The sequence below is a fragment of the Clostridium sp. genome (assembly GCF_047718555.1).
Lineage (GTDB): Bacteria > Bacillota > Clostridia > Clostridiales > Clostridiaceae > Clostridium_I.
In genome coordinates this window covers 1-24559 of sequence record NZ_JBDNRK010000059.1, presented here as the reverse complement: position 1 = coordinate 24559, position 24559 = coordinate 1, and the positions used below count along the sequence as shown (strand labels likewise).

Sequence of the window (24559 nt, the reverse complement as noted above, 5' to 3'; positions counted from 1 at the left end):
ATACAATTTTAATTTTATATACATTTTAATCATAACATATTTCAAAATAAAAGTCAATACTTTTTTGAAAGGAAGTTTTTAAAATGAAAAATTCTATTGATTTATTTAAAAATAACTTATTAAATAAGCAGGTTTTTAATGAAATATTGCAGTGTAATGAAATTACAAGTGAATATGGATTAAAGTTTTCTGAAGAAGCTGTTAAAGAAATTATTAATACAAGAAATATAGCACTTCAAAAAAGCGGAAGGATAGAGTTTAATGGTCAAATTATAAATAAAATCATAACAACATTCTGTGATTCCCCATATATATCACAATATAATTACGGTGATACAATAAATGAACTTGTAGAGATCTTTTATAATTATAAGAATGAAACTCTAGATTATATAAGTGATGATGAATTAATAGAAATTATGGAGGAGAAATTTAATAACTATTGTCAGGGGTCATTGGAGCTTTTAGAAGGAAAAGTACTGTATAAAATTGCTGATAATATAAGAAATGGTATTAGGGATTATATGAATATTGATGATGAAAAGGATTGGTAGGTTATGAATAATGGGAAAGATATTGAAAAATATGGTTATTCCATAGAAAATAACTTCAATGAAGAAGAGTTTTTTAAAGATGCTTTAGAATATTGTTATGAGAAAAAGCTGTTAGATGAAAGTGTTTTAGCTAATATATATTATGAAAGAATGAAACTTTTAAAGGTGCAATTAAAATATTACACGAAAGATGAGAGTAGTTCAGTTATGATAGAGCTGGCTGAAAGTGTGTTACAGTGCATTGATTATACCATAGGAATTTATTTGAAAACATTTGACAACATAGAAGGTATAATAAAGGAACTAGAGGAGAGTAGATTATCTCGCATGTTAAAAGAGGGGCAGGATTTAATTAGTGAAAAAATATTAGACAGTAAGGAGCTGCTACAGAAAATTAATGAAAGTAAGCTAAAAGTTGATAACTATTCATATAACGATACCATAGATTATGGTATTCCTTTATTTTTTAAAAGATATAATGATTTTTTTGCTGCTCATGAAAACCCTGGTTCAATAGATTATCAACTTTGTATTGATAATATGAATTATGTAGGTATTGAATATATATATAATTATTTAAAGATTTTAAGTCTAGAGAATGATTTTTGTAACAACTTTCCTATTAGTGAAATCAATAAGCTGTTAAAAGGTTACGATAAAAAGTGTGAATTGTTGTTGATAAATATATTTGAAGTGTTATTAATTAACTGTTTGGGAGTAATTATCTGTGGAAAAGATTTAAAAAGCATTAATATTAGCAGTTTGGATAGGACATATATTAAAAATAAGTTAGAGAAATTATCTTTGGAAGAGCTACAGAAAGAATTATTAAAATATGCAAAAGTATGCTGGAAAAGTTTACGTATTAAAGATGAGGCACTAATAAGTTATATTGAAAAATCTACATTAAAGGTAGCTGCGTTAATAAATCAAGGTATAAAACTAAATAGATTAGAAACAGTATTTATATCTTTTAATGAGGATAATAGAGATGAAACAATATATTATAATGATGGCGAGATGATGGAAAACTCTGAATTTAAAAAGTTAAGTGAAGAAATCCGGGAATGTTCTCTAGTAGAAGATAAAATTTCACTAATTAAAAATAGTATTAAAAGTTTAGAAGATTTAGTTGATATGTTAAGTGCTGATTGCTTATTTGGAGAAGAATATATCATGTACTTCAAAAGTTTATCTCAGATGGAGATAGTTCTTTTGGATAAGTATATGGAAGAGCTTGGTCTTGAAAATGTATGTGAAGAAGAGTGGTATGGTGAATTTAATAAATATATTTTTAGCCTAAGTGAAAAAGAGAGGACTCTAATAAAAGAGCTTAAAGAAAGAGTAGAATTTTAAAGGTTATAGATAATAAAAATTACAATAATCATGGACTTATCTAGTTATTAGGTGTGGTGGTTATCTTCAATATGGTCATGACCCCAATTGCAAAGTGCTTGCAAAACAGGCATATTTGAAAAAGAATTGTTAACGGCTTTATTCTAAAACTACATAAACTCAATACCTGCGCTTGAATCGCTACCCAATATGACTGCCAAGTGGCAGAAGCTAATTGAACTATCACAACAATTTATTCTATCAAAGCAGGCCTCTTAGTAGCGTTTATGCCGCGAAAGCCTCTTAATAATAAGAGTTACGGCATGTTAGGCTTAGTTGCCAGTGATGCCTTCAAACATGCCGTAAGAGCCTCATTGTCAAGAGGACCGTGGAATAAGTGAGGAACGATAGTATATTTTTCACTTTTCAAAGTGCATTTTACTTCCTGATAATACCAGATTTTGTTTTTCATACGCTACTTTACACTATCTACATAACTCCATGTATTTCAATAAATCATAAACAGATGCCCTAATTAAGAACCTGCTGATACATAACATATGGCATTATAATTTATAGTTCTTTCAGCAATACTTGATCAACAGATAATCTGGACCTTGGCGCCGGGTTATAGCTAGGATAGCCGATTGGTAACAGAGCAATTATTTCATAATCATTATTAAGATTTACCAATTCTCTTACCTTTTCTCGGTCAACAAAACCAACCCAACAGCTTCCCAATCCTAAGTCAACAGCTTTTAGTGTCATATGGTCAATTGCAATTGCAGCATGCTGCCATAAATAATATTTATATATCTCTGGATTAGCCATTCTTTCAACCTTACCTTCTTTCTCAAAGCTATCCATCCGTTGCTTCGTTTCTTCATAAAAATCTTTGAATGCTCCGGTGTCTTTTAATTCAAGAAACCTTTTTTCTTGTTCCAACCACGCTTTTTTATATGCACAGCAGACGATTACAACAGGAGCGCTTTTTACAAAGGGTACGGTATATTCATTTAACTTTTCTTTCACTTCGGGACTTTTAATTACAACATATCGGGTAGATTGTATATTAGATACAGATGGAGCGATCCGCCCGGCGTCCAAAATTTCATGAATGTATCGGTCTGGTACAGCTTCTGCTTTAAATTTTCTAATACTCCTTCTTGCTTTGACAACTTCATTAAACTCCACACGAAACACCTCTTTCTAATAATTTAGTTTAAACTAGGTAGTAAAATAGCTAATGAGTTCTTACGAAAATATACTATCTATATTTTTGTGATTTATATACTTTTAATTAGTATTGTACAAAAATTTTCTTGCCCTGTCAAGTATATACTAAGTCACTTTAAGGTGATAATTGGGTAGAGAAATGTAAGGTTTAATCAAATGACCTATGTGTTGTTCATTTGATTTTTTGCCTAAATATTTAGAATTCATCCTTTTTGACATACATAATCAAACTGATACATAACAATTTATATATATGTGGCGACACCCCTAATAGGATTTTATATAAGTTTCAGTTGCAAATTTCTTATTAGACATATTAACTTGACAGACTTGCTGTTAATAAGTCTACTCTATTACAGCAGGGATAATACCTTCCTTAATCAATGTCCACCTGTCACTAGGATTAATAATAAATTCTGATGCAATTGCTACTACTAGATCTTTTTCTGGAATGCAGCAAATGACATTACCGCCATCACCCAGTGCTGAATATGAAAAAATTCCATCCTCTTCACGTAACCACCATAGATAGCCGTATTTAGCTGTTGATTCATCAATCTGTGTCTTAGAGTGGGGATATGTAGACTGATCAATCCATGCTTTGGAAATAATTTGCTTATTGTCCCAAACTCCGTCATTCAAATATAAGAATCCAAAACGTGCCATGTCACGAGGAGTTAGCGTAAGTCCCCATCCTCCTGTGGAAATACCATTTGGATCTTTAACCCATCCTTTTACATTCTTACCGAACAAATCTTCAAATCCAAATGATTTCATTTCATAATCCGGGATTTCTTTCATGCCGATGGGTTTAAATAAGCGTTGGTTGGCAAATTCACGGGCACTTTTTCCTGTGGTATGAGTGATGATGGCTGAAAGCAGGTGCGCCCCTGCGGTGGAATACTTAAAAGTTCCAATACTTCCTTAATCATTATTAACTTCCATTATATATAAATATAAAACTAATTTTTCTTTAATGAAAAACATTTTTAATGATGATTTAAATGTTTATTTATTTTGGCAGCAGATGATGTGATATAAAGATAATCTCATCCATAATGGAAAATTTGTTTTAGGATAATTAACAAATTAGCAAATAATGTATGATAAAATAAAATTATACTAATTGTAAAATTAGATATTTAGATATAATACAATTGAAAATTAATTGTGAAGTATAGGTTAAATATAAATCATAAAGGGAGATACAACTGTATGAAAGATAAATTTAAAAGTAGACGTAACTTACTTATAATTATATCAATTATTTTAATAAGTGCTATTACAGCAGTCAATATTATAACCTTTAGAATATTAGAAAAAACAAAAAATAAAGATCATAAAAAGATTTATACAAATATTGATAAAGCATCTTCTGTGGACAGCCCTCAGCCCAATTATGAATTCCATCCTCAGACTATTCGCAATACAAACAATAGATCAAGAGTAAATATTGCTGCTGAATTTTTTCAAAATTATTTGTCTTTTTATCCTTCAAATGTAGATAAATCAAAAGTGAATGGTAATATATATAATGAAAAAATACATATAGCAGCAGGAGATTACAAGGATTTTGTTGCACAGATTACCTTTGATGTTAAACCTGCTAATGCTAATCCGGGAGATAGTATTTATTGGGGAGTTGTAGGAAAGGATGGGTTTGTCAGGAACAGAAAAATTATGATGAGAATTAAAAATATTGAAAATCAGTACAGTTACACACTTACTGAAGTTGGGAGTGATATCAGTACAGCTGGATTAAATCCAGCAGATTAGCTATAAAACGTAAATTTTAAGAGGTGGTTAAATGAAAGCTCAAAAAGAAATTGATGATAAAAAATTTTTTGATAATAGTAGAAAACTGTTAATAATATTAATAATACTTGGTGTTATTTTACTGATATCATCTATTATAGGTATTATTATATATAAGAATAGTAAAAAAGCTTCAGTGTATGATGATAATACAGTTATATCTGTAAAATATGATAAAGATGAAAATCTGCCTATAATTGCACACTCAATAATGCAAGAATATTTGTCAAAGGTGGGAATGAAAAAGAATATAAACAATAAGCCTAATAAAGATTATATAACTAAGTTTCAAATCACTGATCAGAAGCTTATATCAAGTAAAGATGGTGAAGGTACAGTTGGAGTAAGATTTAATGTAAAGATGGATAATTTAAATAAATTAGGGGGCAATAGCTGGGGTGTTGCAGATAAAAATGGTTTAACATATTGTAATTGGATTTTAAAGATTAAAAAAACAGATCCCTATACTTATACTTTAGAAGGCTTAGAAAATACCAGTGATTCACTTAAAAATTTAAGTATTAATGAAAAACAAAGCTATGATCCAAAGTCAGCGGCTGAAAAAATAGCAGCCAAAAATATAAATTATAAAATTCAAAGAAATATAGTGAAAGTTACTTATGATGGTGGCAAAACATGGAAAGATTTGCCTGTTTCATCAACTAAGCTTATTGCAAGAGGAGAAGCTGTACGTAATAAAACAAGTCTTCAAAAGGGAAGTTATTACATTACTAATGATAAAACTGCTTTTGTATATGGTGAAAATCAAATTAGTGTACTTATATCCAATGATAAAGGTAGCACTTGGAATAATTATAAAGTCGGCAGTAATATTTCAAATGTAAGAGCTGAATATATAGGATTTACATCAAAAAATAACGGATATATAGTAGCTTCAGGTGATAGGACTATGAGTTCTGAAACTAAAGTAATATATCATACAAAGGATGGCGGAAAAACATGGCAGGAAATTAACAATGCTAATGGATTATCTTCAATGGTTGTAATAGATGCAAGCTTTATAACGGATAAAATAGGATTTATGACCTTTGGACCTGATCCTAAAACTCCAGAGATATATCGTACTGATGATGGTGGATACAATTGGAATAGGATAACACTAACTCTGCCTGCAGACTATGAGGGTAAGTATACTACAGCATTATATCCTCATTTTGATGGAGCTAAGGGCAGCATTATTGTTACACAAGGATATATTGGTGATTCTGGTACGGGAAGGGTAGCAAGATTCATAAGTAATGATTATGGAGCAACTTGGAAATTTGATACAATAGTAAATATGAATGATGCTCTTAACAAATAATATATACATGTACTGTATTGAGATATTACTATTCTGTCAATCAATAAAAATATTGACAGAATAGAATTAATATAATAATATATGCATATACATATATTATTATATTAAATTTTCTGTATAAAGCCATTGTTAAAAATAAATAAATTTTATCAATTTATATGTATATACATGTAATGGGGCTATTGATCGGTAAAAAATCTGTGTTTTTCATGAAAAATAACATTTAACTTTTTAAGAGGGAGTGATCAGGTATGGAAACAATTGAACAAATGATTCAAAAAAAAGCTTATGCACTGGGCTATGAAAAATGTGGTATTATTCCAATTAGTTTGATGGAAGGTTATGCTGAAAAATTTGAAGAACGCATGCAAAAAGTTCCGGAGTCCAGACCATTTTATCAAGGACAGCAGCGCTTAGTTAATCCGCTGGAGGTATATCCATGGGCAAAATCTGTGGTAGTACTTGCAGTATCATACGGAAAATACAAAGTTCCAGAAGAGGTAAAGGGACACATTGCTAAGGCGTATTTATTTGATGTACGTGTGGATACAAATACGAAAGAATATCAAAATAATCGTGAATTAGAAAAATACATGCAGGAACTTGGTTTAAAGGTAGAAACCAATCAGAAATTTGGAGTAGTAGGAATGCGTTGGGCAGCTATGCAGGCTGGAATCGGGATCATTCGCAGAAATAATTTCTTATACACCGAGTCTGGTTCATGGGTTCATATTGAAGCCTGGGTTACTGATCGAGAAATGGAGTTAAAAGAAACAAATAACGTTCCTCAGTGTGCTAAGGGATGCAATCGTTGCATGGCATCTTGTCCAACAAAATCTCTTTTTGATCCATATACCATGCTGCCAACTGCCTGCGTTTCTTTCCTGACAACCTTTGGTGGGCGTAATCTGCATCAGGAACCATTAAGTAAAACCTTCGGAGACTGCATTTATGGATGCGATATTTGTCAAGATGTGTGTCCTATGAATAGGGGAAAATGGAAGGGTGAGGAAGAATTTCCCGGCCTTGCAGAATTGGCTCCTGAATTAACTCCTGAAAATATTTTGAATATGGAGGAAGATTTTTATCGTGAGAAAGTTCAGCCAAAATTTTTCTATTTATCACCAGAGGAACTTTGGAAATGGAAGGTAGATGTATTGAATTATATGCGGAATAACTATATGGAAAGTTATAAGCCGCTTATTATAAATGCATGTAATAACGAAAATGAAAAAATATGTGAAATGGCGAACTCAATTCGCAATGAACTTTGCTTATAATGATTCCTTGATAACAAGAGAAGCTGCGACTTATTATATGTATGTACATATGATGGGAAGAATTTTATATGAATACTCAGAGCAATAGAAAAGACTTAGGAGTTTGCGCCTGCAGAAATTCAAGGATGACATCAAGAGTGTTAACTCAATACTTTGACAAAGCACTTCAGCCAGTAGGACTGCGGGCAATGCAATTTTCTTTGTTAGCTGACATCTCATCTCGATATAGCAGTACAGTAGGTGAGTTAGCTGATGCTCTATTAATGGATCAAACAACTGTAACTCGTAATGTTGAAATTCTAAGGAAAACGGACTTATAATTGTATAACTAACATCATGTAAAAAATCATTATTTTTTATCAAAAGACAATTTTAAAGGACTCATGGAAATTCCTTTTTCAACAAGTTCTAAAAATTCCTTTCTAGGAATATTTACTGCTCCTAGGCTTTCAAGATGTTTAGTATAAACTTGACAGTCTATCATAATAAAATTTTTTTCCTCTAATAGTTTGCAAAGAGTAATAAAAGCAGCCTTAGAACTATTACTCATAGTGGAAAACATAGATTCTCCAAAAAAACATTTTCCCATAATAATTCCATATAGTCCTCCTACTAACTTGTCTTCATGCCAGGCTTCTACAGAATGTGCAAAACCAAGTTCATGAAGCTTGCAGTAAGCTTCTATCATTTCATCAGTAATCCAGGTTCCACTTTCTTTTCTTGTATTAGCACAATTATACATAACGTCTCTAAAACAAGTGTCAAATGTAATTTTATATATATTCTTTTTAATTAGTTTTTTCATAGAGTGAGAAATTTTCACGTCTTTTGGATAGAGAATGAATCTAGGGTCAGGAGACCACCATAGGATTGGTTCATCTTCTGAGAACCAAGGAAATATTCCATTAGAATAGGCAAGTAACAGCCTCTCTGGAGACAGATCCCCGTATACAGCTAAGAGACCATCCTCTCTTGATAGAGAAGGATGGGGAAAGATTAAATCATCATTTAATGAGTAAATTGGCATAATGCAACACCCTCCTTAAAATATATGTTACAATTTTTTGTAGAATTCTGCAAGTGCAGGGGTTCAGATACCATAGCCGTCAGCATAGTGTAGGTGGTGGGAGTATGTCACTCAATAGTTTTTAAATCATTTGGTAATAATTCTATATCTTCTCCCTGTTGTTGTCTTTTTTTAATATTATCTCTTCCCCAAGAACACATTAAACGAGACATACGATAGTATTATATTTCAATTTCCATTATATTGGTATAGCTATCCCCCATTATTAAAAAAGTGGTTGGATGATGTTTTTACTCATGGGTGGGCTTATGGCTCTAAAGGCCATAAGCTCAAAGGAAAGAAGCTGGGGATAGCAATGTCAATTGGCGATAAAAAAGATAATTATTTGCCTTTCGGTTCAGTTACATTTACAGTAGATGAGGTTATCGCTCCTTTTAAAGCAACCGCAGTGCATGTTGGTGCAGTCTCTTTGCCCTATTTTGCTATATTTGGGGCTTCGTATCAAGCTAGTGATGAAGATATTAACCAGAGCGCAAAAGACTATATCAAATATATCTTTGACCATAAGTAGCAAGGAGCTTCAAGTCATCTCCTAGCTATTTCATGGTCTACCTACTGACTTGTTTTCATGCTAGGCTTCTACAGAATGAAAGATAAATATAGTAAATACTACCAAGCTCACTACGTTTGCAAAAACTGTCGGGGGATGTTAACACTCATATATATAATCCCCTAAGTTTTAGGGTTATTGTACTCAAAAGTTAAATCCTGTTACGACTGACATGTTTTTATCTGCGTTTTATACCCCAAATATGAATTATCGCTGCAATCATTTGAAAAATTATTCCAGCGACACATACCCCAGTCCACCCAAACAATCCCCAGAAAAATGTCCCTAGTAATGAACCTAATGCACCACCACAAAAGTAAAACGTCATATATACAGCATTATTCCGACTGCGGGCTGTAGCATCTAAAGTATTAATACGCGTTTGATTGGAAATTTGACCAGATTGAATGCCTAAGTCCAACAAGATTACTCCACTAATGAGTCCCCACATTTGATATCCGAAAATCAAGAAACAAATATACGACAAGGCAGATAGTATGATCGCTATAGTTAAGGTGAATCGAGGGCTTCTTTTATCGGCAACTCGTCCTACGATAGAAGCTGCTAAAGCTCCTACAACTCCAGCTAATCCAAACAGTCCCGCAGCTTGAGCTCCTAAATTGTAAACTGGAGATTTAAGTAAAAAAGAGAGGGCGGTCCAAAAAGTGCTGAAGGTGGCAAACATCATTGCACCAATTAATGAAGCTTCCTTTAAAACTGGTTGATTTCGCAGTAGTCCAACTAGGGATTTAAGTAATTTTCCATAACTCATCACAGTATCTGGAACAGATTTTGGAAGCCATAAATTGAATATCAGGATTAATAATACCATCATCGCAGCAGCTATTCTATAAACAGTCTGCCATCCTAAAATAGATCCTATAATTCCGCTAAACACACGGGACAATAGGATACCAATTAGTAGTCCGCTCATGATGTTTCCAATCACCTGACCTCTTTCTACTGGCTTTGCTAGATGTGCCGCTAGCGGCACAATCAACATTGGAGTAATCGAAGTCAGTCCAACTAGCAAAGAACTGACTAATAACCACCATATGTTTGAAGCAAGGGAGAGAGAAAGTAGTGATATTGTTGAACAAAATAACATTGTCATGATTAGGCCACGGCGTTCTTTAATGTCTCCCAATGGAACTAAGAAAACCAGCCCCAGTGCATAACCGATTTGAATCAGCATAGCTGCAATTCCAATCATGGACGATGATACATTGAAAAATCTAGAAAATTCTTCTAGTAAAGGCTGGGAATAATACAGGTTAGCCGCGCTAACTCCACAGGCAATTGACATTAGCATAATTAAAAAACGACTCATCTCAAACTCTTTAGGTATATTGATATCTGCGTGCTGATTCATAAAGATCAATCCTCCAATTATATTTCATATTACTTTAACGTAAACGTTAATTTAGAGTTAAAAAAGTACAGTTTAATTTCCTGTAACTTATTTTTTTTCTTTAATTTCGGTATTTTTAATAATTGACTCTATCTTAGAAATATTTGCTTCGCACTCCATTTTAAATGTATTTAATTCTTTTATTTTTTCTTCAGATGTTGCGATGTAATTTTTCAAAATTTCGATTACCTGACGTTTACCTTCTAGAATTTGCCCATCGGTAAAATACAACTCAATGACTTGACCGATCTCCTCTAAAGTAAGTCCTAGATCTTTCAGCATCTGGATTTTTTTTAAGCGTTTAATATCGTCATTATCAAACAATCGAAGTTGTCCTAGAGATCTATTCTTTCTAGTCCCCAATAAACCAAGTTCTTCATAGTATCGAATTGTTCGGGTTGTTAAATTGGTAAGTTTAGCGATTTCACCAATTTTATAGCTCATATGATCCACTCCTTTAATTAACGTTAACGTTAGATGTATATTAACATCTATTTTTGAACTTGTCAAACAATTAAAGAAGCACTTGAATAATGCATGTGCTTCTTTATTTTCTTCAAAATTATGTTAAAAGTGATATCATATGTTTATAGACACATAAAAATTATGACAACACCGATAAAGTTCAAAATAGAAAGTTTACTATGGAAAAATTTATGAGAATAAAAATGGGAATGACTTATGATCAGGTACAGGATATACTTGGGAAGGGTGATGAAGAATCGTCTTCCGGCCATTTCAGTAATAAAAGAGATGATTATAAATGGGAAGATTCTGATGGAACAGGTATATATATAAGTTTTTTAAATAATAAGGTTACAGAGAAATCACAAGTCTCCTTGGAATCAAAAAATGCAAAGGTAACAAAAAGTATGTATGATAAATTAAAGACTAATATGACTTATGATGAAGTTAAATCAATACTTGGTGAAGGGGGTGAATTAACTTATGAATATAAAGAAGAAGATTACAGCGCTGAAACTTATATATGGACAAATGAAGACGAAAGTTATTTAAGTGTGGACTTTACAGATGGGAAATTGGAATCCAAGAGCCAATATGGTTTAAAGTAGTATTTTGAAGTGTCCTTATTGTATTTAAAATACTGACAGTTTTACATGTAGTTTTCATTAATTATTAATTAAAACAATGGGGGAAATTAAATGGAGAATTTAGGATATTATAATGGAGAATATGATTTAATTGAAAATATGAAAATACCTATGAATGATCGTGTATGTTACTTTGGTGATGGAGTTTATGATGCTACTTATAGTAGAAATCACAATATATTTGCATTAGATGAGCATATTGACCGTTTCTTTAACAGTGCTGGTTTATTACAAATTAAAATTCCATATACAAAGGATGAGATAAAAGCCTTGCTTAGGAAAATGGTTAAAAAAGTTGATTCTGGAGAGCAATTTGTATATTGGCAGGTTACAAGAGGGACAAGTATCCGTAATCATGCTTTCCCAGGGGAAGATGTAAAGGCAAATATTTGGATTATGTTAAGACCATCAAAAATAAAAGATATGTCACAAAAAATAAAGTTAATAACTTTAGAAGATACCAGGTTTTTACATTGCAATATAAAAACTTTGAATTTATTGCCAAGTGTAATTGCTGCACAGAAGGCTGAAGAAGCTGGATGCCAGGAAACGGTATTCCATAGAAGTGATAGGGTAACTGAATGTGCACATAGTAACGTATCCATTATTAAAGATGGCATTTTTAGAACAGCACCAACGGATAATTTGATTTTACCAGGTATAGCAAGAGCACATATTATAAAAATGTGTAACAAATTTCATATTCCTGTAGATGAAACATCTTTTACTTTAAAAGAATTAATGGAGGCAGACGAAGTTATAGTTACAAGTTCGGGGCAATTTTGCATGGCTGCATGTGAAATCGATGGAAAACCTGTAGGTGGAAGAGCATCAGAAATTGTTAAGCAATTGCAAGATGCATTGTTGGAAGAATTTTTAGAAGAAACAAAGTAAATTTGGTAGTGGCGTATAAACAGAATTCTTGGCATCAGGTGGAGTTTTTATTCCATCTGATGCTTACTAACAGAGTTCTTAGTATCGGTTTGTGATACTTAGAAATCGTTGTCCTTTAGGGTAAGTCGTTATCCAGGGACGTAGCCACTCTTTACTCCCACTTGAAAAAGATGGAAGTATTAGAGTGGGTAGTCATCGGATAAATTAGAAATTAACAAGAGATCTATAGATAAAATAAGATCCACAAAGGATTGGTATACCCTTCTCTAAATTTAAAATATCATTGCTTATTTGTTTTAGGGTATATTCAAAAGCATTTAGATTTTCTTTTTAGTACATGACATGGATACTCCCATTACCCCTTTAAATATTTAAAAAGCTGTGTCACTATCTATGCATGGATAGTGACACAGCTCTTATTTGTACAAATTTATACTATAAATTTATTGACATTAAATTTATTTTTACATTGTATAAAAATTATTTTATATTTTTTTCAGTTCATTTATTAGATTTATTAATTACACCAACAGAATTTTTTTGTTCTGAAGTAACATTCACACTATGTGTTCCTTTAGTTGGAATTCCAACTTCTTCGGCAGCTTCCAGCTTAAATTTAGCTGCAGCTTCTCTTCCCTCTGATACAGAGAATCTACCTTTACTTTTTTTATTTGCCATATCTAACATCTCCTTTTTTAATAGCATTATTATATTTATGTAGTTTTCATAAGGCTATTACAGGGAATTAGAGGCTAATATGGAATTAAATTTTTTATATGACTTATATATTTTTCCCTTTTAAAATAGAGCTTTTCAGCATCCTTTAGGGAAATTTCTTCAAAACTAATTTTCTCATTTATGTTCTACCTTAAATGCTTTACCAGCCTGTACGATACTTATATTTAACCTATCTGTTAATTGTTTAAGGGTCCTAAGATCATTTATATACTTAATATTGTTCTTGCTAATTAATTTTTCAATTATTCCTACTATATCTTTTTTTTGATCAGAATTAAGACTGAGCTTATTATTTAGACATTCTCTATTAATATATGTTAAAGTAGTCCATATCTGCTCCTCGGATATACTATTTATATCCATTAGAACCCATGTGAAGTCTTTCCTTCTAGTATTTTCAGGATAGGCCTTCTTAAAAAATTCTATAAAGTGATTTACTGGCTTTGGATCTTTTTCTTTAACATACTTTCCAAGCTGTGCTTTTAGCCTATTCTTTAGATACATCATTGTATTTGGTTTTATTGAACCCTTTAATTGATCTATGTGCTCATAAATATAATTATATGTGTCTTTAATCTTCTCCTCATTTATATTTTCCTTTTTAAGCACCACTGTTATATCAATGTATTCTAGGATGTTCTTCTTAGAATTAAGTTCTTTATTATATAGTTTTTCCCAAATTTCAGATGCAGTTAATTGTTCAAATTCGCTGTTATTTAATGCTACGTCTTTATTCATATATGCTCCTTAGCTCTTTTTAAATTTCTTAATTCTTATATTGTATCACAATTTTTATAATTACTTTCTAAAATATATAAATATGTTTTTAGTCTTGGGACTATTCTTCACTGACCTTAACATCTTTGCGTGTGAATGCTATATAGGCTACAAGACTAAGGATTATAATCGTTAAGCCTAGGCTGACCGATCCAGTTCCCAGTCCAAGACCGCCGCGATCATGAGATACCCCCGTCTGCAAAGGAGGCGCCTAGAGGTCGCGTAACTATGTAGGCAAACCAAAAGGTGAAAATCTCATTCAGACTAAATATACAATAGGCTAGAGCCGGGATAGCAATCAAGATTGCAAACAGCGAGATTTATTTAGCTTTTTAGAGCGCTGTAATATCCATTAGAAAAAACTTTAGTTGATATTGATAAGAAATATGAAGATGATAAAATAGAGTTAACAGATTATTATGAAATGAACGTAAAAGTAGAAAACTTAAATTCATATTTAAACGAATAGCTTAAATTTTAATGTTATAGGGAGTACAAGGAGGAATGTCAGATGGTGTCTATCAGCATAACCGTAATTTTAATAGCAGTAATTTTAATAGCACTTATTTTTGCACTTTCCAATGGGCTGCATGATGCAAGTTCTGTAGTTGCAACCTGTATTGTTTGTGGTGCAGCAACGCCAAAGCAAGCAATTGTAATTGCATCAATTTTTGGAATGATAGGTTCTATTTTGGGTGGAAGTGCAGTAGCGGATACTATCTCTAAGGTTATAGATTTACCAGTGAATACTTCCATGCTTACAATACTTCTTGCAGCAATTATGGGAGCAGTTATATGGAATTTAGTAACCTGGAAGTTAGGATTGCCTTCAAGTTCCACACATGCTTTGATAGGAGGAATCATTGGATCAGTATGGGTGTCTTCAGGTTATAAACATATACTATGGGGCTGGAATGAACTAATTAGTGGACAGCATCAACTAACTGGAATTGTGAAAGTAGTTGCAGCTTTAATTATTTCACCGATGCTTGGATTTATAATTGCGTTTATTCTTCAAAAAATTACGAGATTGTTGCTGAGGAATGCAAAATATACATTAAATAATAGTTTAAATAAGCTGCAATTGGGAATAGCCGCAGCACTTGCATACAGCCATGGTGCTAATGACACTCAAAAAATAATTGGAATAATAACTTTAGCACTGATGGCAGGTAAAGGTATGGCAATAAATACAGCACCGCTTTGGGTAAGAACAGCTGGCGGACTTGTAATGTTTATTGGAACAATGCTTGGAGGCTGGACAATAATGAGAACTATTGGTAGGGGAATATTTAAAATAAGGGTTATTCATAGTGTAAACTCTCAATTAGCTTCTTCAGGGTCACTACTATTGGCTACTTTTATTGGGGCACCTGTTTCTACTACTCATGTAGTCGTCGGCAGTGTTATGGGAGTTGGTGCGGCTGACGAATATAAAATGGTCCATTGGGGTATAGCAAAGGAAATTATTTTAGCTTGGTTTATTACAATACCACTATCTGCGGTAGTTTCTGCATTGATATATAGTTTAACTAATTTTATTTTCAAAGTAATATAAAGTGAGGGCGGGAAATATGGATAAAAGAAATATTTTTGATAGGTTTTTTCCAGTAAAATATGATTTTTACGAAATGCTAAACAAACAGGCAGAGCTTAATATGTTAGGTATTGATATGTTACACAAATGGTTGAGTAGTCGATCAAAGAATGAAAAGGAAGAACTTCTACGGTATGTTAAAGAGGCAGATGAAGTTAGAGTGGATATGGAAAGTAAACTGATAGAGGCGTTTACAACACCTTTTGACAGGGAAGATATTTATTCTATTTCCGTTGAAATGGATAAGGTAATTGAGTTTGCTAAATCAACATTAGAATCAATGGAAGCATTTGAAGTGGAACCGAATGATATCATTATTAATATGGTGAAAAAGCTTAAAGAAGGTATGGATTTTCTATTTGAATCCTTAACAATATTGAAAAGCAATCCAATAAAATCCCAGCAAAACATTATTAAAATGAGGGAAGCGCACGTTGAAGTAGAACGGCTTTATCGAGATGGAATGGCTGAAGTGTTTAAGCGTAATGACCCAATGCATGCTCTTAAACAAAGAGAAGTGTACCATCATATAAAAGATGCCTCAGCTAATTTAGAATATACTGTAGATATATTTCACAGGATAGTTGTAAGAAGAGTATAATTTTGGGGAGTTTTTTTATTTATCATAATATTCTAAACTATAAAATCAGGGAAGAGATATCAACCACAAGGGAATGCCCTATATCTGATCAGGATGGCAGGCATAAACATGAAAAATAACTTAAGGCCCTTTAAATCAAGGGCTTTAAGTCATTTTTATATACACTCTAATAATCTAGTAAACAGTAATCCCATATGGCATCTGTTTAACGAATAAAATAGGAAGATCTGAATTCATTATTGATCTCAGAAATTTCTTTTTCACCGTCAATATATGGCTGATACATTTCATAAGGGTCTTGTGCTCCGTATATTCCGCATGCAGAACAGTTTTCACAACCGCCTCCGCCACAGTTAAGTGAATCTCTGATAATTTTTTCTCTCTGTTCTCTTGTAGTATTCTTAATTAAAAACTTATCCATAATAAATTCTCCTCCCCATCTGATATTTATATTTAGTTATATAATATGTGCACCTCTTACTTTAATTATAACTTCAATTGGGCAAATAATCCAGAAAATCATTGATATTACTTGATTCCCTATTTTAAAAAATTTTATAAACAAATTTAGTAATATCAATGCTTACAATGATTACTTGCCTGTGATATTACGGAAATACTTAAAGTAGAAAATATTGATACTATAAATTTAAGACTATAAAGGAAGGCAGAACTCTGTATGAAGAAGATTATATAAAAGTGTGTGATTATATAGAATATGTAATAAATAATTATGGAGATAATAAATTTTCAATGGAGGACCATGCTCGTTTTGAATATATTGTCTTTATGCCAAGCTTCTTGGATTCTTTTTTTATGTGCTCACATAATTTATGATTCACGAAATCAATAAAAACTATTACAAGTTCAGCATTTTGAGGTATATCAACACATTTATGATTATTTTTTCTTCCGCTTATATGCTTTATAACACAAAAACCTTTGTTGCATAAATGGCAATTTATCATTTTAATATTATCTCCTCCGACAATCATAATTCCCATAGAATCCCCTCCTTATTCTTACTATTCATATTAGTATACTATATTTATTACTATTCCTCAATACTAATTTTTATTCTTGTATTTATAGCTGTATAAAATAAAACTTTAAGATAAGTAATTTTGAGTTTGAGAAAAACAGTGAATTAGGAATAATATTTATAAAATTGATATTGTAAAAAGTTTACAGATAGTACCAGAAATCGGGGCAGTAGTATGTGCATATGCTAATTATAAGTTAATGGATAAGCTTGGTGATACTACTATGAATGGTTATAAAGTTAGAATTTGTGAAATTATATATAACATTTAACCATATAATTCAAATAAAATTCCATTTAAATTATAAAGAACTTAATATAAAATATTATATATGAAAAGCTTTTCCGAAGGAGGATAATATGATAAGAGAAGATAGATATGATAATATGGAATATGTAAAATGTGGTAAGAGTGGTTTGCTATTGCCGCGATTGTCTCTAGGAATCTGGAACAATTTTGGTGGAGTTTTCGCCTATGAAAATGCCAAGGATATGTTGGTTACTGCCTTTAATGAAGGTATAACGCATTTTGATGCAGCAAATAATTATGGACCACCACCAGGAAGTGCAGAAATACTTTTGGGTAATGTATTAAAAAGAGAATTGAATGGATATCGTGATGAATTATTAATTACAACAAAGGCTGGTTATGATATGTGGCCTGGTCCCTATGGTAACTGGGGATCAAGAAAATATATGATATCAAGTTTAGATCAAAGCCTAAAACGATTGCAATTAGATTATGTAGATATTTTCTATTCTCATAGAAGAGATCCTGAAACTCCATTGGAAGAAACCATGGGAGCACTTGCTGATGTAGTAAAACAAGGAAAGGCTCTTTATGTTGGTGTTTCAAATTATAGTCCGGAAGATACAAATAAAGCATCGGATATTTTAAAGAATATGGGAGTAAAGTTATTGGTGCATCAGCCAAAGTATTCAATGCTTTGGAGAAAACCAGAAGAGGGATTACTTAAGGTATTAGAAGAAGAAGGCATTGGATCGGTTGCTTTTTGTCCATTGGCACAGGGACTATTAACTGATAAATATATTCATGGTATTCCAGCTGATTCTAGAGCGGCTAATTCAAATATAAGACATTTAAATAGCAATGATATAAAGCCAGAATTAATTGAAAAAATAGTTGCTTTAAATGAGGTAGCAAAAGATCGAGGTCAAAGTCTTGCACAGTTAGCCCTTGCTTGGGTTATTAGAGAAGGTGGGGTTACTTCTGCAATTATAGGAGCAAGTCGTAAAGAACAAATTATTGATAATGTAAATATGTTAAAAAATAAAAATTTAACTTCTGATGAATTAGTACGAATAGATGAAATATTAAGTAAATAAAAAGTAGCAAGCATAAACTGGAAGTTTCTGTTTGTGAATACAATCTATTTTGCTAATTTTTGCGAAAAAGTTAATTACATATATGTAATTGACTTTTTTTCGTTTTGCATGGTAAAATTTGAAAGTGGATTATTTATTTAATGATGTTTACGATTCCTTGTTTTTTAAAGGGCTTTTGTTGTTTCGTATTATCATGAATGCTAAAAACAGATGATAGGAGTGATAACGTGAAGAATATAATTGAAGTTCGGAATTTTGTAAAGAAATATGGTAATTTTACAGCAGTGGACAATGTTTCATTTGAGGTAGAGGAGGGCAGCATTTTTGCTTTTTTAGGTCCAAATGGAGCGGGTAAAAGCACCACCATCAATACCCTCTGCACTATATTCGATAAGACTAGTGGCACCCTGCTGATTGATGGAAAAGACGTTTCCCATGACAAGGATGCTGTTAGAAGTGTTATTGGAGTTGTTTTTCAGGAACCAACACTTGATAATAAAATGACCATTTTTGAAAATCTAAATATGCATTGTTATTTTTATGGAATCCCTAAAAGTGAAATCGTAGAACGTATTGACTTTGCTCTGGATATAGTGGATTTACGGGATCGGAAAAAAGCCATGGTAAGTAGTCTGTCCGGAGGGATGAAACGACGTGTGGAAATAGCCAGATCGCTCTTACATTACCCGAAGGTATTGTTTTTGGATGAGCCAACCACAGGACTTGACCCTCAAACAAGGGCACATATCTGGGATTACATTGTGAAGCTGCAAAAGGAAAAAAATATTACTATTTTTCTAACAACGCATTATATGGACGAGGCTGAGATCTGCAGCAAAGTCGCTATTATGGATGCAGGTAAAATTGTTGCAATAGATACGCCATATCATTTGAAGCAGCAATACACAAAGGATAAAGCATATATTACAACTGGTGATGAGCAGGGGTTGGAAGTACTACTTAATAAGTTAGAGTTTATTTACAAGAAAAAAAATGGTTATTATTCCATTGAAGTTCGAAGTTTGCCGGAATTGATGGAGATATTGAGTGCCCAGAAACCGGTTATTACAGATTTGGAAATTAAAAAAGGTACATTGAACGATGTGTTTTTAAAAATTACAGGAAAAGATATAAGGGAGTGAGAAATTATGCAAATTATAGCAGCTTTATGGTTTAGAAATCTTAAAATTTTTGCACGCAATCGTGTTCAGCTTGTTTTCACGATTATCATGCCGTTTTTCTTTTTATATGTGTTCAGTGCAATATTTAAAAACGATAATATTTCCAACCCGGTAAACTATATGCTTGCTGGTATTGTTATAACAACCGTCTTTCAAACTGCACTTACTATTGCCACCAGTACAATTGAAGATATTGTTTCGGGTTTTATGAAGGAAGTGCTGGTAAGCCCAGTTAAGCGAATTCAGATTGCCGCAGGTCAACTCTTGTCTGCAGCAACAATAGCGACCTTACAAGGCATTATAATTTTATTCATTGGTTATTTTATAGGTCTAAAATTCACATCCCTCATTACGCCATTTGCGGTAATTGGTGTGATGGCTGCCGTTGGGCTTGTATTTTCCGGCCTGGGACTATTCTTAGCTGCACTGGTAAAGAATTCCCAAACATTTCAAATTGTCATAACAGCTATTACAATGCCATTGACATTTCTTTGCGGAGCATATATCCCGCTTTCGCTGTTGCCAAAAATATTGCAATATATTGCTTATCTCAATCCAATGACATATACAACGGCGTTTTTTAGGACCATCATACTGGAAAAGACGTCTTTAACAACCGATCAATTGATCTCAGAACAACTTGCTTTTAAAATTGGGAATTTTGTAATTACTCCTTCTATCAGCATGGTTATTGTAATTATTTTCGGAGTTATATTTTTACTATTGGCAACATTCGTTTTCTCAAGGGTTGATTTTTCAAGAATTAATCGCTCCAAAAGCAAAGAATCAGATATATGGAGTTAGCAATAATATCATAGAATATGTAATAAATAATTATGGAGATAAAAAATATTATTTAGATCAATTTGAGAAGGACTATTTTGATAGTTTGTAACAATAATGGGAGACAGTATAATGACACTATAAATCATTCTAGTTGCACGAGCGTACAAGTGCTGTAGAAAAATAAGTGAAGAGAAAACCAGCCTATATCTAAAGTTTGTGATATAAGCTGGTTTTTTATATTCTTAGAAAACAGTGTTAAATAGATAATGAAGTTTTCCAAATTTACACCTATGGGTGTAATAAATGGAAGTAATCTCATAAATTACATCTCTGGGATAATTATACTTTAAAGGATTTTTCACATATATGATATAATACCTATTGAAAAAAATATGTGTTTCGTAAAATTGGTTGCAGTAATAGCAGCTGACTTTTCAATTATGACATCATTTCTAAAAATATATTAAGTTATTCTGAATTAATATTTATATAAAATATAATTTGATTAAAAATAATTTTTAAATTTATAAATATTTTTGCACGGATTTTCATTGTCTAATCGTATTAAGTATAGAAGGGAGGAGAAATGAAGCCTACATCTCTTGATATTAATAAGGAAATTGAAGTTGCACTAAAGAAATATTCTGACATGGTTTATCGAATATGTTTTTTATATCTACATAACAGTACAGAGGTTGATGATGTATTTCAGGAAGTATTCTTAAAACTATTGCAAAATAAAGCTAAAACTACTTTTGAAAGTGATGAGCATGAAAAAGCATGGATAATAAGAGTTACAATCAATAAGTGTAAAGATGTATTAAAAAGCTTTTGGAAAAAGAATATTGATTCTATTGAAAATATGGAATTACCCTTTGAAGATAAAGCTGAAAATGACCTTATGCAGGTGGTTTTAACACTTCCAGAAAAGTACAAGAATGTTATATACCTATATTACTATGAAGATTATACTGTGCCCGAAATTGCAAAGATGTTAAAGAAAAATGAGAATACCATATACTCTAATTTACGCAGAGCAAAGGCACTTATTAAAAAGAAATTAGGGGGTAAAGAATATGATTACTCGTTTTAAATCTGCATTAGATCAAATTAAAGCCGAAGACGCTTTAATAAGTAAAACAGAAGTGTATCTAAAAGATTCACTAACAAAGAATGGGAATTCTAAAATTAATGAATTTATAAAGTGGAGGTTATTGCCTTTGAAGAAGAGATTAGCAATAGTTACTTGTTGTTTGGTAGTTTTATTAACTCTTGGGGTAGGTAGCGGAGCATACGGTTATTACCAAACACCAGTATCATATCTTAGCTTAGACATTAATCCAAGTGTGGAATTAGGAATTAACACATTTGGCAGAGTAGTAAAAGCTGAGGGATACAATAATGACGGTAAGAAGATATTAAATGGAGTAAATGTGAAAGGTTTTGATGTTACCACGGCTGTTGATATATTGGTTAAATCTGCTGTTAACAATGGATACATAGCTAAGGATGGTTCATCAGTTATTTCTCTTACATCTGAAACAGATGATAAAAATACTGCAACTAACCTTGAAACTGAGGCAGAAACTGGAGCAAATGAAGCTTTAACAGACAATGGGGAAAAAGCAGAGGTTTTAAAAGATAACGTTGCATTAGCTCGAAGGGATGAAGCAAGAAAATTAGGAATTACACCAGGGAAACTTAACCTTATTCAAAAGTTACAAAGAGTAGACCAAACGGCAACGGTAGACCAATATAAGAACGCAGCAGTTAAAGATATAATGAAAGCCATACAAAATTATACTGATAAAGGTGCTGTAAATAATGCTGATAATGGTACAGTAAATAATAAAGATGAAGGTACCGTAAATAATACTAATAATGGTGTTGTGAATAATAAAGACGAAGGTGCTGTAAACAATAATGATAATGGAAATGCAGAAATCAAAAAACAAGGTAATACAGTGGATACCACAAAATCAATTAAAAATAATAATGTAAATAATAAGGATAAAGGCACTGTAGAAGACAAAAAACAAACTACAGATAAAGGTAATGCAGAAAATACTAAGAAATCAGTTAAAAATGATAATGTAGATGATGGTAATGGTCATGACAACGGCAATAATGGTCATGGCAAAGGTAAATAATTAGATAAAGTCGGTAGTTGAAGCAAGTTCTTAATTCAGGTGGGGATTCTTTTACCCCATCTGAATTTTAGAACTGCAAATGCATGGCTTACTTGGCGTTGAACTCACACTTGAAGAAGTGGGAGACTTACGCCAAGTTAGTCAGGTTAAATAAAGTATATTTTGCAATTTCCTAAAATTGTGCATGATGGAATAGTAATTAAAGAAGGTTGTGATTAGTATGAAAATGATAGCTAACAAAGAACGTATACTTATTAAACCAATATTTCCTCTGGCAAGATTAGAGTTTCCAAATACAGATGCATATAATTCTGTAAAATACGATATTCATACAGATGAATATGATGTAGCTATAGAAGTAAAATGCAGCAGAAAAAGTATAACAGGAAGAACTTTTGAGGAGGAATTTGGTTCGGATATTTGTTATTATCAAACAAAAAATGTATATGACAAAGATAAGGTAGTAAAAAATGTTGATACATCTATAAAATCATATACTAAGAATGGTAATTATTTTAATAAAAATGTTGATGCAATTTTAATTCAGCTGAAACAAGCTCAAAGTATAAAACGGACTTCTAATAAACAGATACAATCATCAAAAAGTGTTGATGTTAATTTAAATGTATCAAAGAAAAATTCTTTTGGTAATATATTGGATACATTTGCTTAAAAAACACACCCTATGAGTATAATAAATGGAATATATTTCATTTACTATAATTATGGGGTGTGTTTTAAGCATTATATTACAGAAACTAGAAGTTTATATATTATATAAAGATTTTAACCTATAAGAATAAAGGATGCTGAGTAAAATAACTTTTATTTTTTCCTATATATTATATAATACTAATATAATATATCTCAGGGAGGTCTTGCTTATTATGAATAATACACTAACAGAAGAAAATATTAATAAATTAAAAGAAGAATTAGAATATAGAATGACTGTAAGAAGAGCTAAAATAGCAAAGGAAAAATTAGTAGCTGCTGCACATGGCGATAGATCAGAAAATGCAGAATATAAAGAAGCATGCGCAAACTATAGAGAAAATGATAATAGAATTCAATATTTATTAACTATGATTTCAACAGCAACTGTAATAGATGATAAAAATGTAGATAAATCAATATTGGGGATTAATAGAAAAGCTAGAATTAAATTTATAGAGGAGGAAGATGAAGATATTGTAACATTAGTGACTACTATGGATTCAGACCCAGAAAATATGCTTATAAGTATAGAATCAGATTTAGGAAAAGCATTAACAGGCAAAAAAGTTGGAGATATAGTTGAGGTTAATGCTCCAAGTGAAAAATATACAATAGAAATATTAGAAATATTGTAAGAATTTATAAGTTGATGGAGAGTAAATAGATTGTACAAAATATAGCAATGCAATTTAATTAAGTTAAATAAAAACATATTCTTTAGAGGTTACCTTTGCATATACTAATCCTAGTGTATCAGTATAAGAAAATTAGAGATATAACTTATAATTACAAGAAATAAGTAAATAATGTAGAATTTTTAGGTTTATTTTAATGTTGAATATGTTTTAATATGATATTATATAACACGTCGTCAAAAACGTCACACGAAAATAAACTTAATTTAAAGTAAAAAAAGTTGTTGACAAAGTTTTTAATTGATGATATTATATAAAAGCTGTCAGATGACAGCAAATTGATCTTTGAAAATTAAACAGAGTATAAGAATAAGTAAACCAGCAATTCTT

General features: G+C 31.6%; 27 protein-coding genes and 1 pseudogene. 19 read left to right on the top strand and 9 right to left on the bottom strand.

What is annotated here, in order from left to right:
* Nucleotides 1-83 precede the first annotated feature (83 nt).
* Together ABF633_RS17495 and ABF633_RS17490 are read left to right on the top strand one after the other, a co-directional pair.
* Complete coding sequence (locus tag ABF633_RS17495) at nucleotides 84-554, top strand: DUF6323 family protein (protein ID WP_415525396.1); 471 nt, start codon at nucleotides 84-86, stop codon at nucleotides 552-554.
* Nucleotides 555-557: 3 nt separating this feature from the next.
* Entirely contained in the window at nucleotides 558-1910 is a 1353-nt protein-coding gene (locus ABF633_RS17490) for a DUF6179 domain-containing protein (RefSeq protein WP_415525394.1), read from the top strand.
* Between the two features lie 552 nt (nucleotides 1911-2462).
* Here ABF633_RS17490 and ABF633_RS17485 read toward each other — a convergent pair.
* Nucleotides 2463-3083, bottom strand: a complete 621-nt coding sequence (locus ABF633_RS17485; protein ID WP_415525392.1) for a nitroreductase family protein — start codon at nucleotides 3081-3083, stop codon at nucleotides 2463-2465.
* Nucleotides 3084-3470: 387 nt separating this feature from the next.
* Complete coding sequence (locus ABF633_RS17480; protein WP_415525400.1) at nucleotides 3471-4043, bottom strand: serine hydrolase domain-containing protein; 573 nt, start codon at nucleotides 4041-4043, stop codon at nucleotides 3471-3473.
* Between the two features lie 297 nt (nucleotides 4044-4340).
* On the opposite strand from ABF633_RS17480, the gene ABF633_RS17475 reads away from it, so the two are divergent.
* The 4 genes from ABF633_RS17475 (at nucleotide 4341) to ABF633_RS17460 (ending at nucleotide 7864) form a co-directional block, all read left to right on the top strand.
* The gene (locus tag ABF633_RS17475; RefSeq protein ID WP_415525390.1) at nucleotides 4341-4901 is read left to right on the top strand and encodes a hypothetical protein; all 561 of its coding nucleotides are present in this window, start codon (nucleotides 4341-4343) and stop codon (nucleotides 4899-4901) included.
* A gap of 31 nt (nucleotides 4902-4932) precedes the next feature.
* Nucleotides 4933-6264: a WD40/YVTN/BNR-like repeat-containing protein gene (locus tag ABF633_RS17470; protein ID WP_415525388.1), complete on the top strand. Its 1332-nt coding sequence runs from the start codon at nucleotides 4933-4935 to the stop codon at nucleotides 6262-6264.
* A 251-nt stretch (nucleotides 6265-6515) separates the two neighbouring features.
* Complete coding sequence (locus ABF633_RS17465; RefSeq protein WP_415525386.1) at nucleotides 6516-7544, top strand: epoxyqueuosine reductase; 1029 nt, start codon at nucleotides 6516-6518, stop codon at nucleotides 7542-7544.
* A 68-nt stretch (nucleotides 7545-7612) separates the two neighbouring features.
* Complete coding sequence (locus tag ABF633_RS17460) at nucleotides 7613-7864, top strand: hypothetical protein (RefSeq protein WP_415525384.1); 252 nt, start codon at nucleotides 7613-7615, stop codon at nucleotides 7862-7864.
* Nucleotides 7865-7893: 29 nt separating this feature from the next.
* Here the strand turns inward: ABF633_RS17460 and aat are convergent, their stop codons facing one another.
* A complete protein-coding gene (gene aat / locus ABF633_RS17455) occupies nucleotides 7894-8571 on the bottom strand; it encodes a leucyl/phenylalanyl-tRNA--protein transferase (RefSeq protein WP_415525382.1) in 678 nt (225 codons plus the stop codon).
* 220 nt (nucleotides 8572-8791) lie between these two features.
* Here aat and ABF633_RS17450 point away from each other — a divergent pair, with 220 nt between their 5' ends.
* A complete protein-coding gene (locus ABF633_RS17450; RefSeq protein ID WP_415525398.1) occupies nucleotides 8792-9142 on the top strand; it encodes an NAD(P)H-dependent oxidoreductase in 351 nt (116 codons plus the stop codon).
* Nucleotides 9143-9359: 217 nt separating this feature from the next.
* Here the strand turns inward: ABF633_RS17450 and ABF633_RS17445 are convergent, their stop codons facing one another.
* Nucleotides 9360-10553: an MFS transporter gene (locus tag ABF633_RS17445; RefSeq protein ID WP_415525380.1), complete on the bottom strand. Its 1194-nt coding sequence runs from the start codon at nucleotides 10551-10553 to the stop codon at nucleotides 9360-9362.
* An 87-nt stretch (nucleotides 10554-10640) separates the two neighbouring features.
* The gene (locus ABF633_RS17440; RefSeq protein ID WP_415525378.1) at nucleotides 10641-11036 is read right to left on the bottom strand and encodes a MerR family transcriptional regulator; all 396 of its coding nucleotides are present in this window, start codon (nucleotides 11034-11036) and stop codon (nucleotides 10641-10643) included.
* A gap of 200 nt (nucleotides 11037-11236) precedes the next feature.
* Between ABF633_RS17440 and ABF633_RS17435 the strand changes: the two genes are divergently transcribed.
* Both ABF633_RS17435 and ABF633_RS17430 read left to right on the top strand, forming a co-directional pair.
* Nucleotides 11237-11665 carry a DUF3862 domain-containing protein gene (locus tag ABF633_RS17435; protein WP_415525376.1) on the top strand — a complete coding sequence of 143 codons (429 nt, stop codon included), beginning with the start codon at nucleotides 11237-11239 and terminating at the stop codon, nucleotides 11663-11665.
* A 90-nt stretch (nucleotides 11666-11755) separates the two neighbouring features.
* The gene (locus ABF633_RS17430; protein ID WP_415525374.1) at nucleotides 11756-12598 is read left to right on the top strand and encodes a D-amino acid aminotransferase; all 843 of its coding nucleotides are present in this window, start codon (nucleotides 11756-11758) and stop codon (nucleotides 12596-12598) included.
* Nucleotides 12599-13099: 501 nt separating this feature from the next.
* Here the strand turns inward: ABF633_RS17430 and ABF633_RS17425 are convergent.
* Both ABF633_RS17425 and ABF633_RS17420 read right to left on the bottom strand, forming a co-directional pair.
* On the bottom strand, nucleotides 13100-13276 hold the full coding sequence (locus tag ABF633_RS17425) for a small, acid-soluble spore protein, alpha/beta type (protein ID WP_415525372.1): 177 nt from the start codon (nucleotides 13274-13276) through the stop codon (nucleotides 13100-13102).
* A gap of 174 nt (nucleotides 13277-13450) precedes the next feature.
* Complete coding sequence (locus ABF633_RS17420; protein WP_415525370.1) at nucleotides 13451-14074, bottom strand: hypothetical protein; 624 nt, start codon at nucleotides 14072-14074, stop codon at nucleotides 13451-13453.
* A 550-nt stretch (nucleotides 14075-14624) separates the two neighbouring features.
* Here ABF633_RS17420 and ABF633_RS17415 point away from each other — a divergent pair.
* Together ABF633_RS17415 and ABF633_RS17410 are read left to right on the top strand one after the other, a co-directional pair.
* Nucleotides 14625-15671, top strand: coding sequence for an inorganic phosphate transporter (locus ABF633_RS17415; RefSeq protein ID WP_415525368.1), 1047 nt, complete (start codon nucleotides 14625-14627; stop codon nucleotides 15669-15671).
* A gap of 16 nt (nucleotides 15672-15687) precedes the next feature.
* On the top strand, nucleotides 15688-16311 hold the full coding sequence (locus ABF633_RS17410) for a DUF47 domain-containing protein (protein ID WP_415525366.1): 624 nt from the start codon (nucleotides 15688-15690) through the stop codon (nucleotides 16309-16311).
* Nucleotides 16312-16516: 205 nt separating this feature from the next.
* Here ABF633_RS17410 and ABF633_RS17405 read toward each other — a convergent pair whose 3' ends face one another.
* Together ABF633_RS17405 and ABF633_RS17400 are read right to left on the bottom strand one after the other, a co-directional pair.
* Entirely contained in the window at nucleotides 16517-16732 is a 216-nt protein-coding gene (locus ABF633_RS17405; RefSeq protein WP_415525364.1) for a hypothetical protein, read from the bottom strand.
* Between the two features lie 310 nt (nucleotides 16733-17042).
* Entirely contained in the window at nucleotides 17043-17315 is a 273-nt protein-coding gene (locus tag ABF633_RS17400) for a DUF2325 domain-containing protein (protein ID WP_415525362.1), read from the bottom strand.
* Nucleotides 17316-17478: 163 nt separating this feature from the next.
* On the opposite strand from ABF633_RS17400, the pseudogene ABF633_RS17395 reads away from it, so the two are divergent.
* From ABF633_RS17395 to ABF633_RS17360, 8 genes and pseudogenes are all read left to right on the top strand, one after another.
* Nucleotides 17479-17625 (top strand): annotated as a pseudogene (locus ABF633_RS17395) (EcsC family protein); the annotation flags it as partial.
* An 88-nt stretch (nucleotides 17626-17713) separates the two neighbouring features.
* Nucleotides 17714-18700: an aldo/keto reductase gene (locus ABF633_RS17390; protein ID WP_415525360.1), complete on the top strand. Its 987-nt coding sequence runs from the start codon at nucleotides 17714-17716 to the stop codon at nucleotides 18698-18700.
* 227 nt (nucleotides 18701-18927) lie between these two features.
* The gene (locus ABF633_RS17385; protein WP_415525356.1) at nucleotides 18928-19842 is read left to right on the top strand and encodes an ATP-binding cassette domain-containing protein; all 915 of its coding nucleotides are present in this window, start codon (nucleotides 18928-18930) and stop codon (nucleotides 19840-19842) included.
* 6 nt (nucleotides 19843-19848) lie between these two features.
* Nucleotides 19849-20685 (top strand): ABC transporter permease, encoded by an 837-nt coding sequence (locus tag ABF633_RS17380; RefSeq protein WP_415525354.1) that lies wholly within the window; start codon nucleotides 19849-19851, stop codon nucleotides 20683-20685.
* 568 nt (nucleotides 20686-21253) lie between these two features.
* Complete coding sequence (locus tag ABF633_RS17375; protein ID WP_415525352.1) at nucleotides 21254-21760, top strand: RNA polymerase sigma factor; 507 nt, start codon at nucleotides 21254-21256, stop codon at nucleotides 21758-21760.
* Nucleotides 21744-22817 (top strand): hypothetical protein, encoded by a 1074-nt coding sequence (locus ABF633_RS17370; RefSeq protein WP_415525350.1) that lies wholly within the window; start codon nucleotides 21744-21746, stop codon nucleotides 22815-22817. Before ABF633_RS17375 ends, ABF633_RS17370 begins: the two co-directional genes overlap by 17 nt.
* A gap of 220 nt (nucleotides 22818-23037) precedes the next feature.
* The gene (locus tag ABF633_RS17365) at nucleotides 23038-23490 is read left to right on the top strand and encodes a hypothetical protein (protein WP_415525348.1); all 453 of its coding nucleotides are present in this window, start codon (nucleotides 23038-23040) and stop codon (nucleotides 23488-23490) included.
* A gap of 214 nt (nucleotides 23491-23704) precedes the next feature.
* The gene (locus tag ABF633_RS17360; RefSeq protein WP_415525346.1) at nucleotides 23705-24169 is read left to right on the top strand and encodes a GreA/GreB family elongation factor; all 465 of its coding nucleotides are present in this window, start codon (nucleotides 23705-23707) and stop codon (nucleotides 24167-24169) included.
* The last annotated feature ends 390 nt before the right edge of the window (nucleotides 24170-24559 follow it).

Bases quoted from the DNA above. Each gene is read 5' to 3' on its own strand.
- aat (WP_415525382.1), bottom strand. From the start codon at position 8,571: ATGCCAATTTACTCATTAAATGATGATTTAATCTTTCCCCATCCTTCT.
- ABF633_RS17470 (WP_415525388.1), top strand. From the start codon at position 4,933: ATGAAAGCTCAAAAAGAAATTGATGATAAAAAATTTTTTGATAATAGT.
- ABF633_RS17415 (WP_415525368.1), top strand. From the start codon at position 14,625: ATGGTGTCTATCAGCATAACCGTAATTTTAATAGCAGTAATTTTAATA.
- ABF633_RS17460 (WP_415525384.1), top strand. From the start codon at position 7,613: ATGAATACTCAGAGCAATAGAAAAGACTTAGGAGTTTGCGCCTGCAGA.
- ABF633_RS17410 (WP_415525366.1), top strand. From the start codon at position 15,688: ATGGATAAAAGAAATATTTTTGATAGGTTTTTTCCAGTAAAATATGAT.
- ABF633_RS17375 (WP_415525352.1), top strand. From the start codon at position 21,254: ATGAAGCCTACATCTCTTGATATTAATAAGGAAATTGAAGTTGCACTA.
- ABF633_RS17435 (WP_415525376.1), top strand. From the start codon at position 11,237: ATGGAAAAATTTATGAGAATAAAAATGGGAATGACTTATGATCAGGTA.
- ABF633_RS17495 (WP_415525396.1), top strand. From the start codon at position 84: ATGAAAAATTCTATTGATTTATTTAAAAATAACTTATTAAATAAGCAG.
- ABF633_RS17360 (WP_415525346.1), top strand. From the start codon at position 23,705: ATGAATAATACACTAACAGAAGAAAATATTAATAAATTAAAAGAAGAA.
- ABF633_RS17390 (WP_415525360.1), top strand. From the start codon at position 17,714: ATGATAAGAGAAGATAGATATGATAATATGGAATATGTAAAATGTGGT.
- ABF633_RS17365 (WP_415525348.1), top strand. From the start codon at position 23,038: ATGAAAATGATAGCTAACAAAGAACGTATACTTATTAAACCAATATTT.
- ABF633_RS17465 (WP_415525386.1), top strand. From the start codon at position 6,516: ATGGAAACAATTGAACAAATGATTCAAAAAAAAGCTTATGCACTGGGC.
- ABF633_RS17430 (WP_415525374.1), top strand. From the start codon at position 11,756: ATGGAGAATTTAGGATATTATAATGGAGAATATGATTTAATTGAAAAT.
- ABF633_RS17440 (WP_415525378.1), bottom strand. From the start codon at position 11,036: ATGAGCTATAAAATTGGTGAAATCGCTAAACTTACCAATTTAACAACC.
- ABF633_RS17370 (WP_415525350.1), top strand. From the start codon at position 21,744: ATGATTACTCGTTTTAAATCTGCATTAGATCAAATTAAAGCCGAAGAC.
- ABF633_RS17420 (WP_415525370.1), bottom strand. From the start codon at position 14,074: ATGAATAAAGACGTAGCATTAAATAACAGCGAATTTGAACAATTAACT.
- ABF633_RS17405 (WP_415525364.1), bottom strand. From the start codon at position 16,732: ATGGATAAGTTTTTAATTAAGAATACTACAAGAGAACAGAGAGAAAAA.
- ABF633_RS17475 (WP_415525390.1), top strand. From the start codon at position 4,341: ATGAAAGATAAATTTAAAAGTAGACGTAACTTACTTATAATTATATCA.
- ABF633_RS17400 (WP_415525362.1), bottom strand. From the start codon at position 17,315: ATGGGAATTATGATTGTCGGAGGAGATAATATTAAAATGATAAATTGC.
- ABF633_RS17380 (WP_415525354.1), top strand. From the start codon at position 19,849: ATGCAAATTATAGCAGCTTTATGGTTTAGAAATCTTAAAATTTTTGCA.
- ABF633_RS17425 (WP_415525372.1), bottom strand. From the start codon at position 13,276: ATGGCAAATAAAAAAAGTAAAGGTAGATTCTCTGTATCAGAGGGAAGA.
- ABF633_RS17445 (WP_415525380.1), bottom strand. From the start codon at position 10,553: ATGAATCAGCACGCAGATATCAATATACCTAAAGAGTTTGAGATGAGT.
- ABF633_RS17490 (WP_415525394.1), top strand. From the start codon at position 558: ATGAATAATGGGAAAGATATTGAAAAATATGGTTATTCCATAGAAAAT.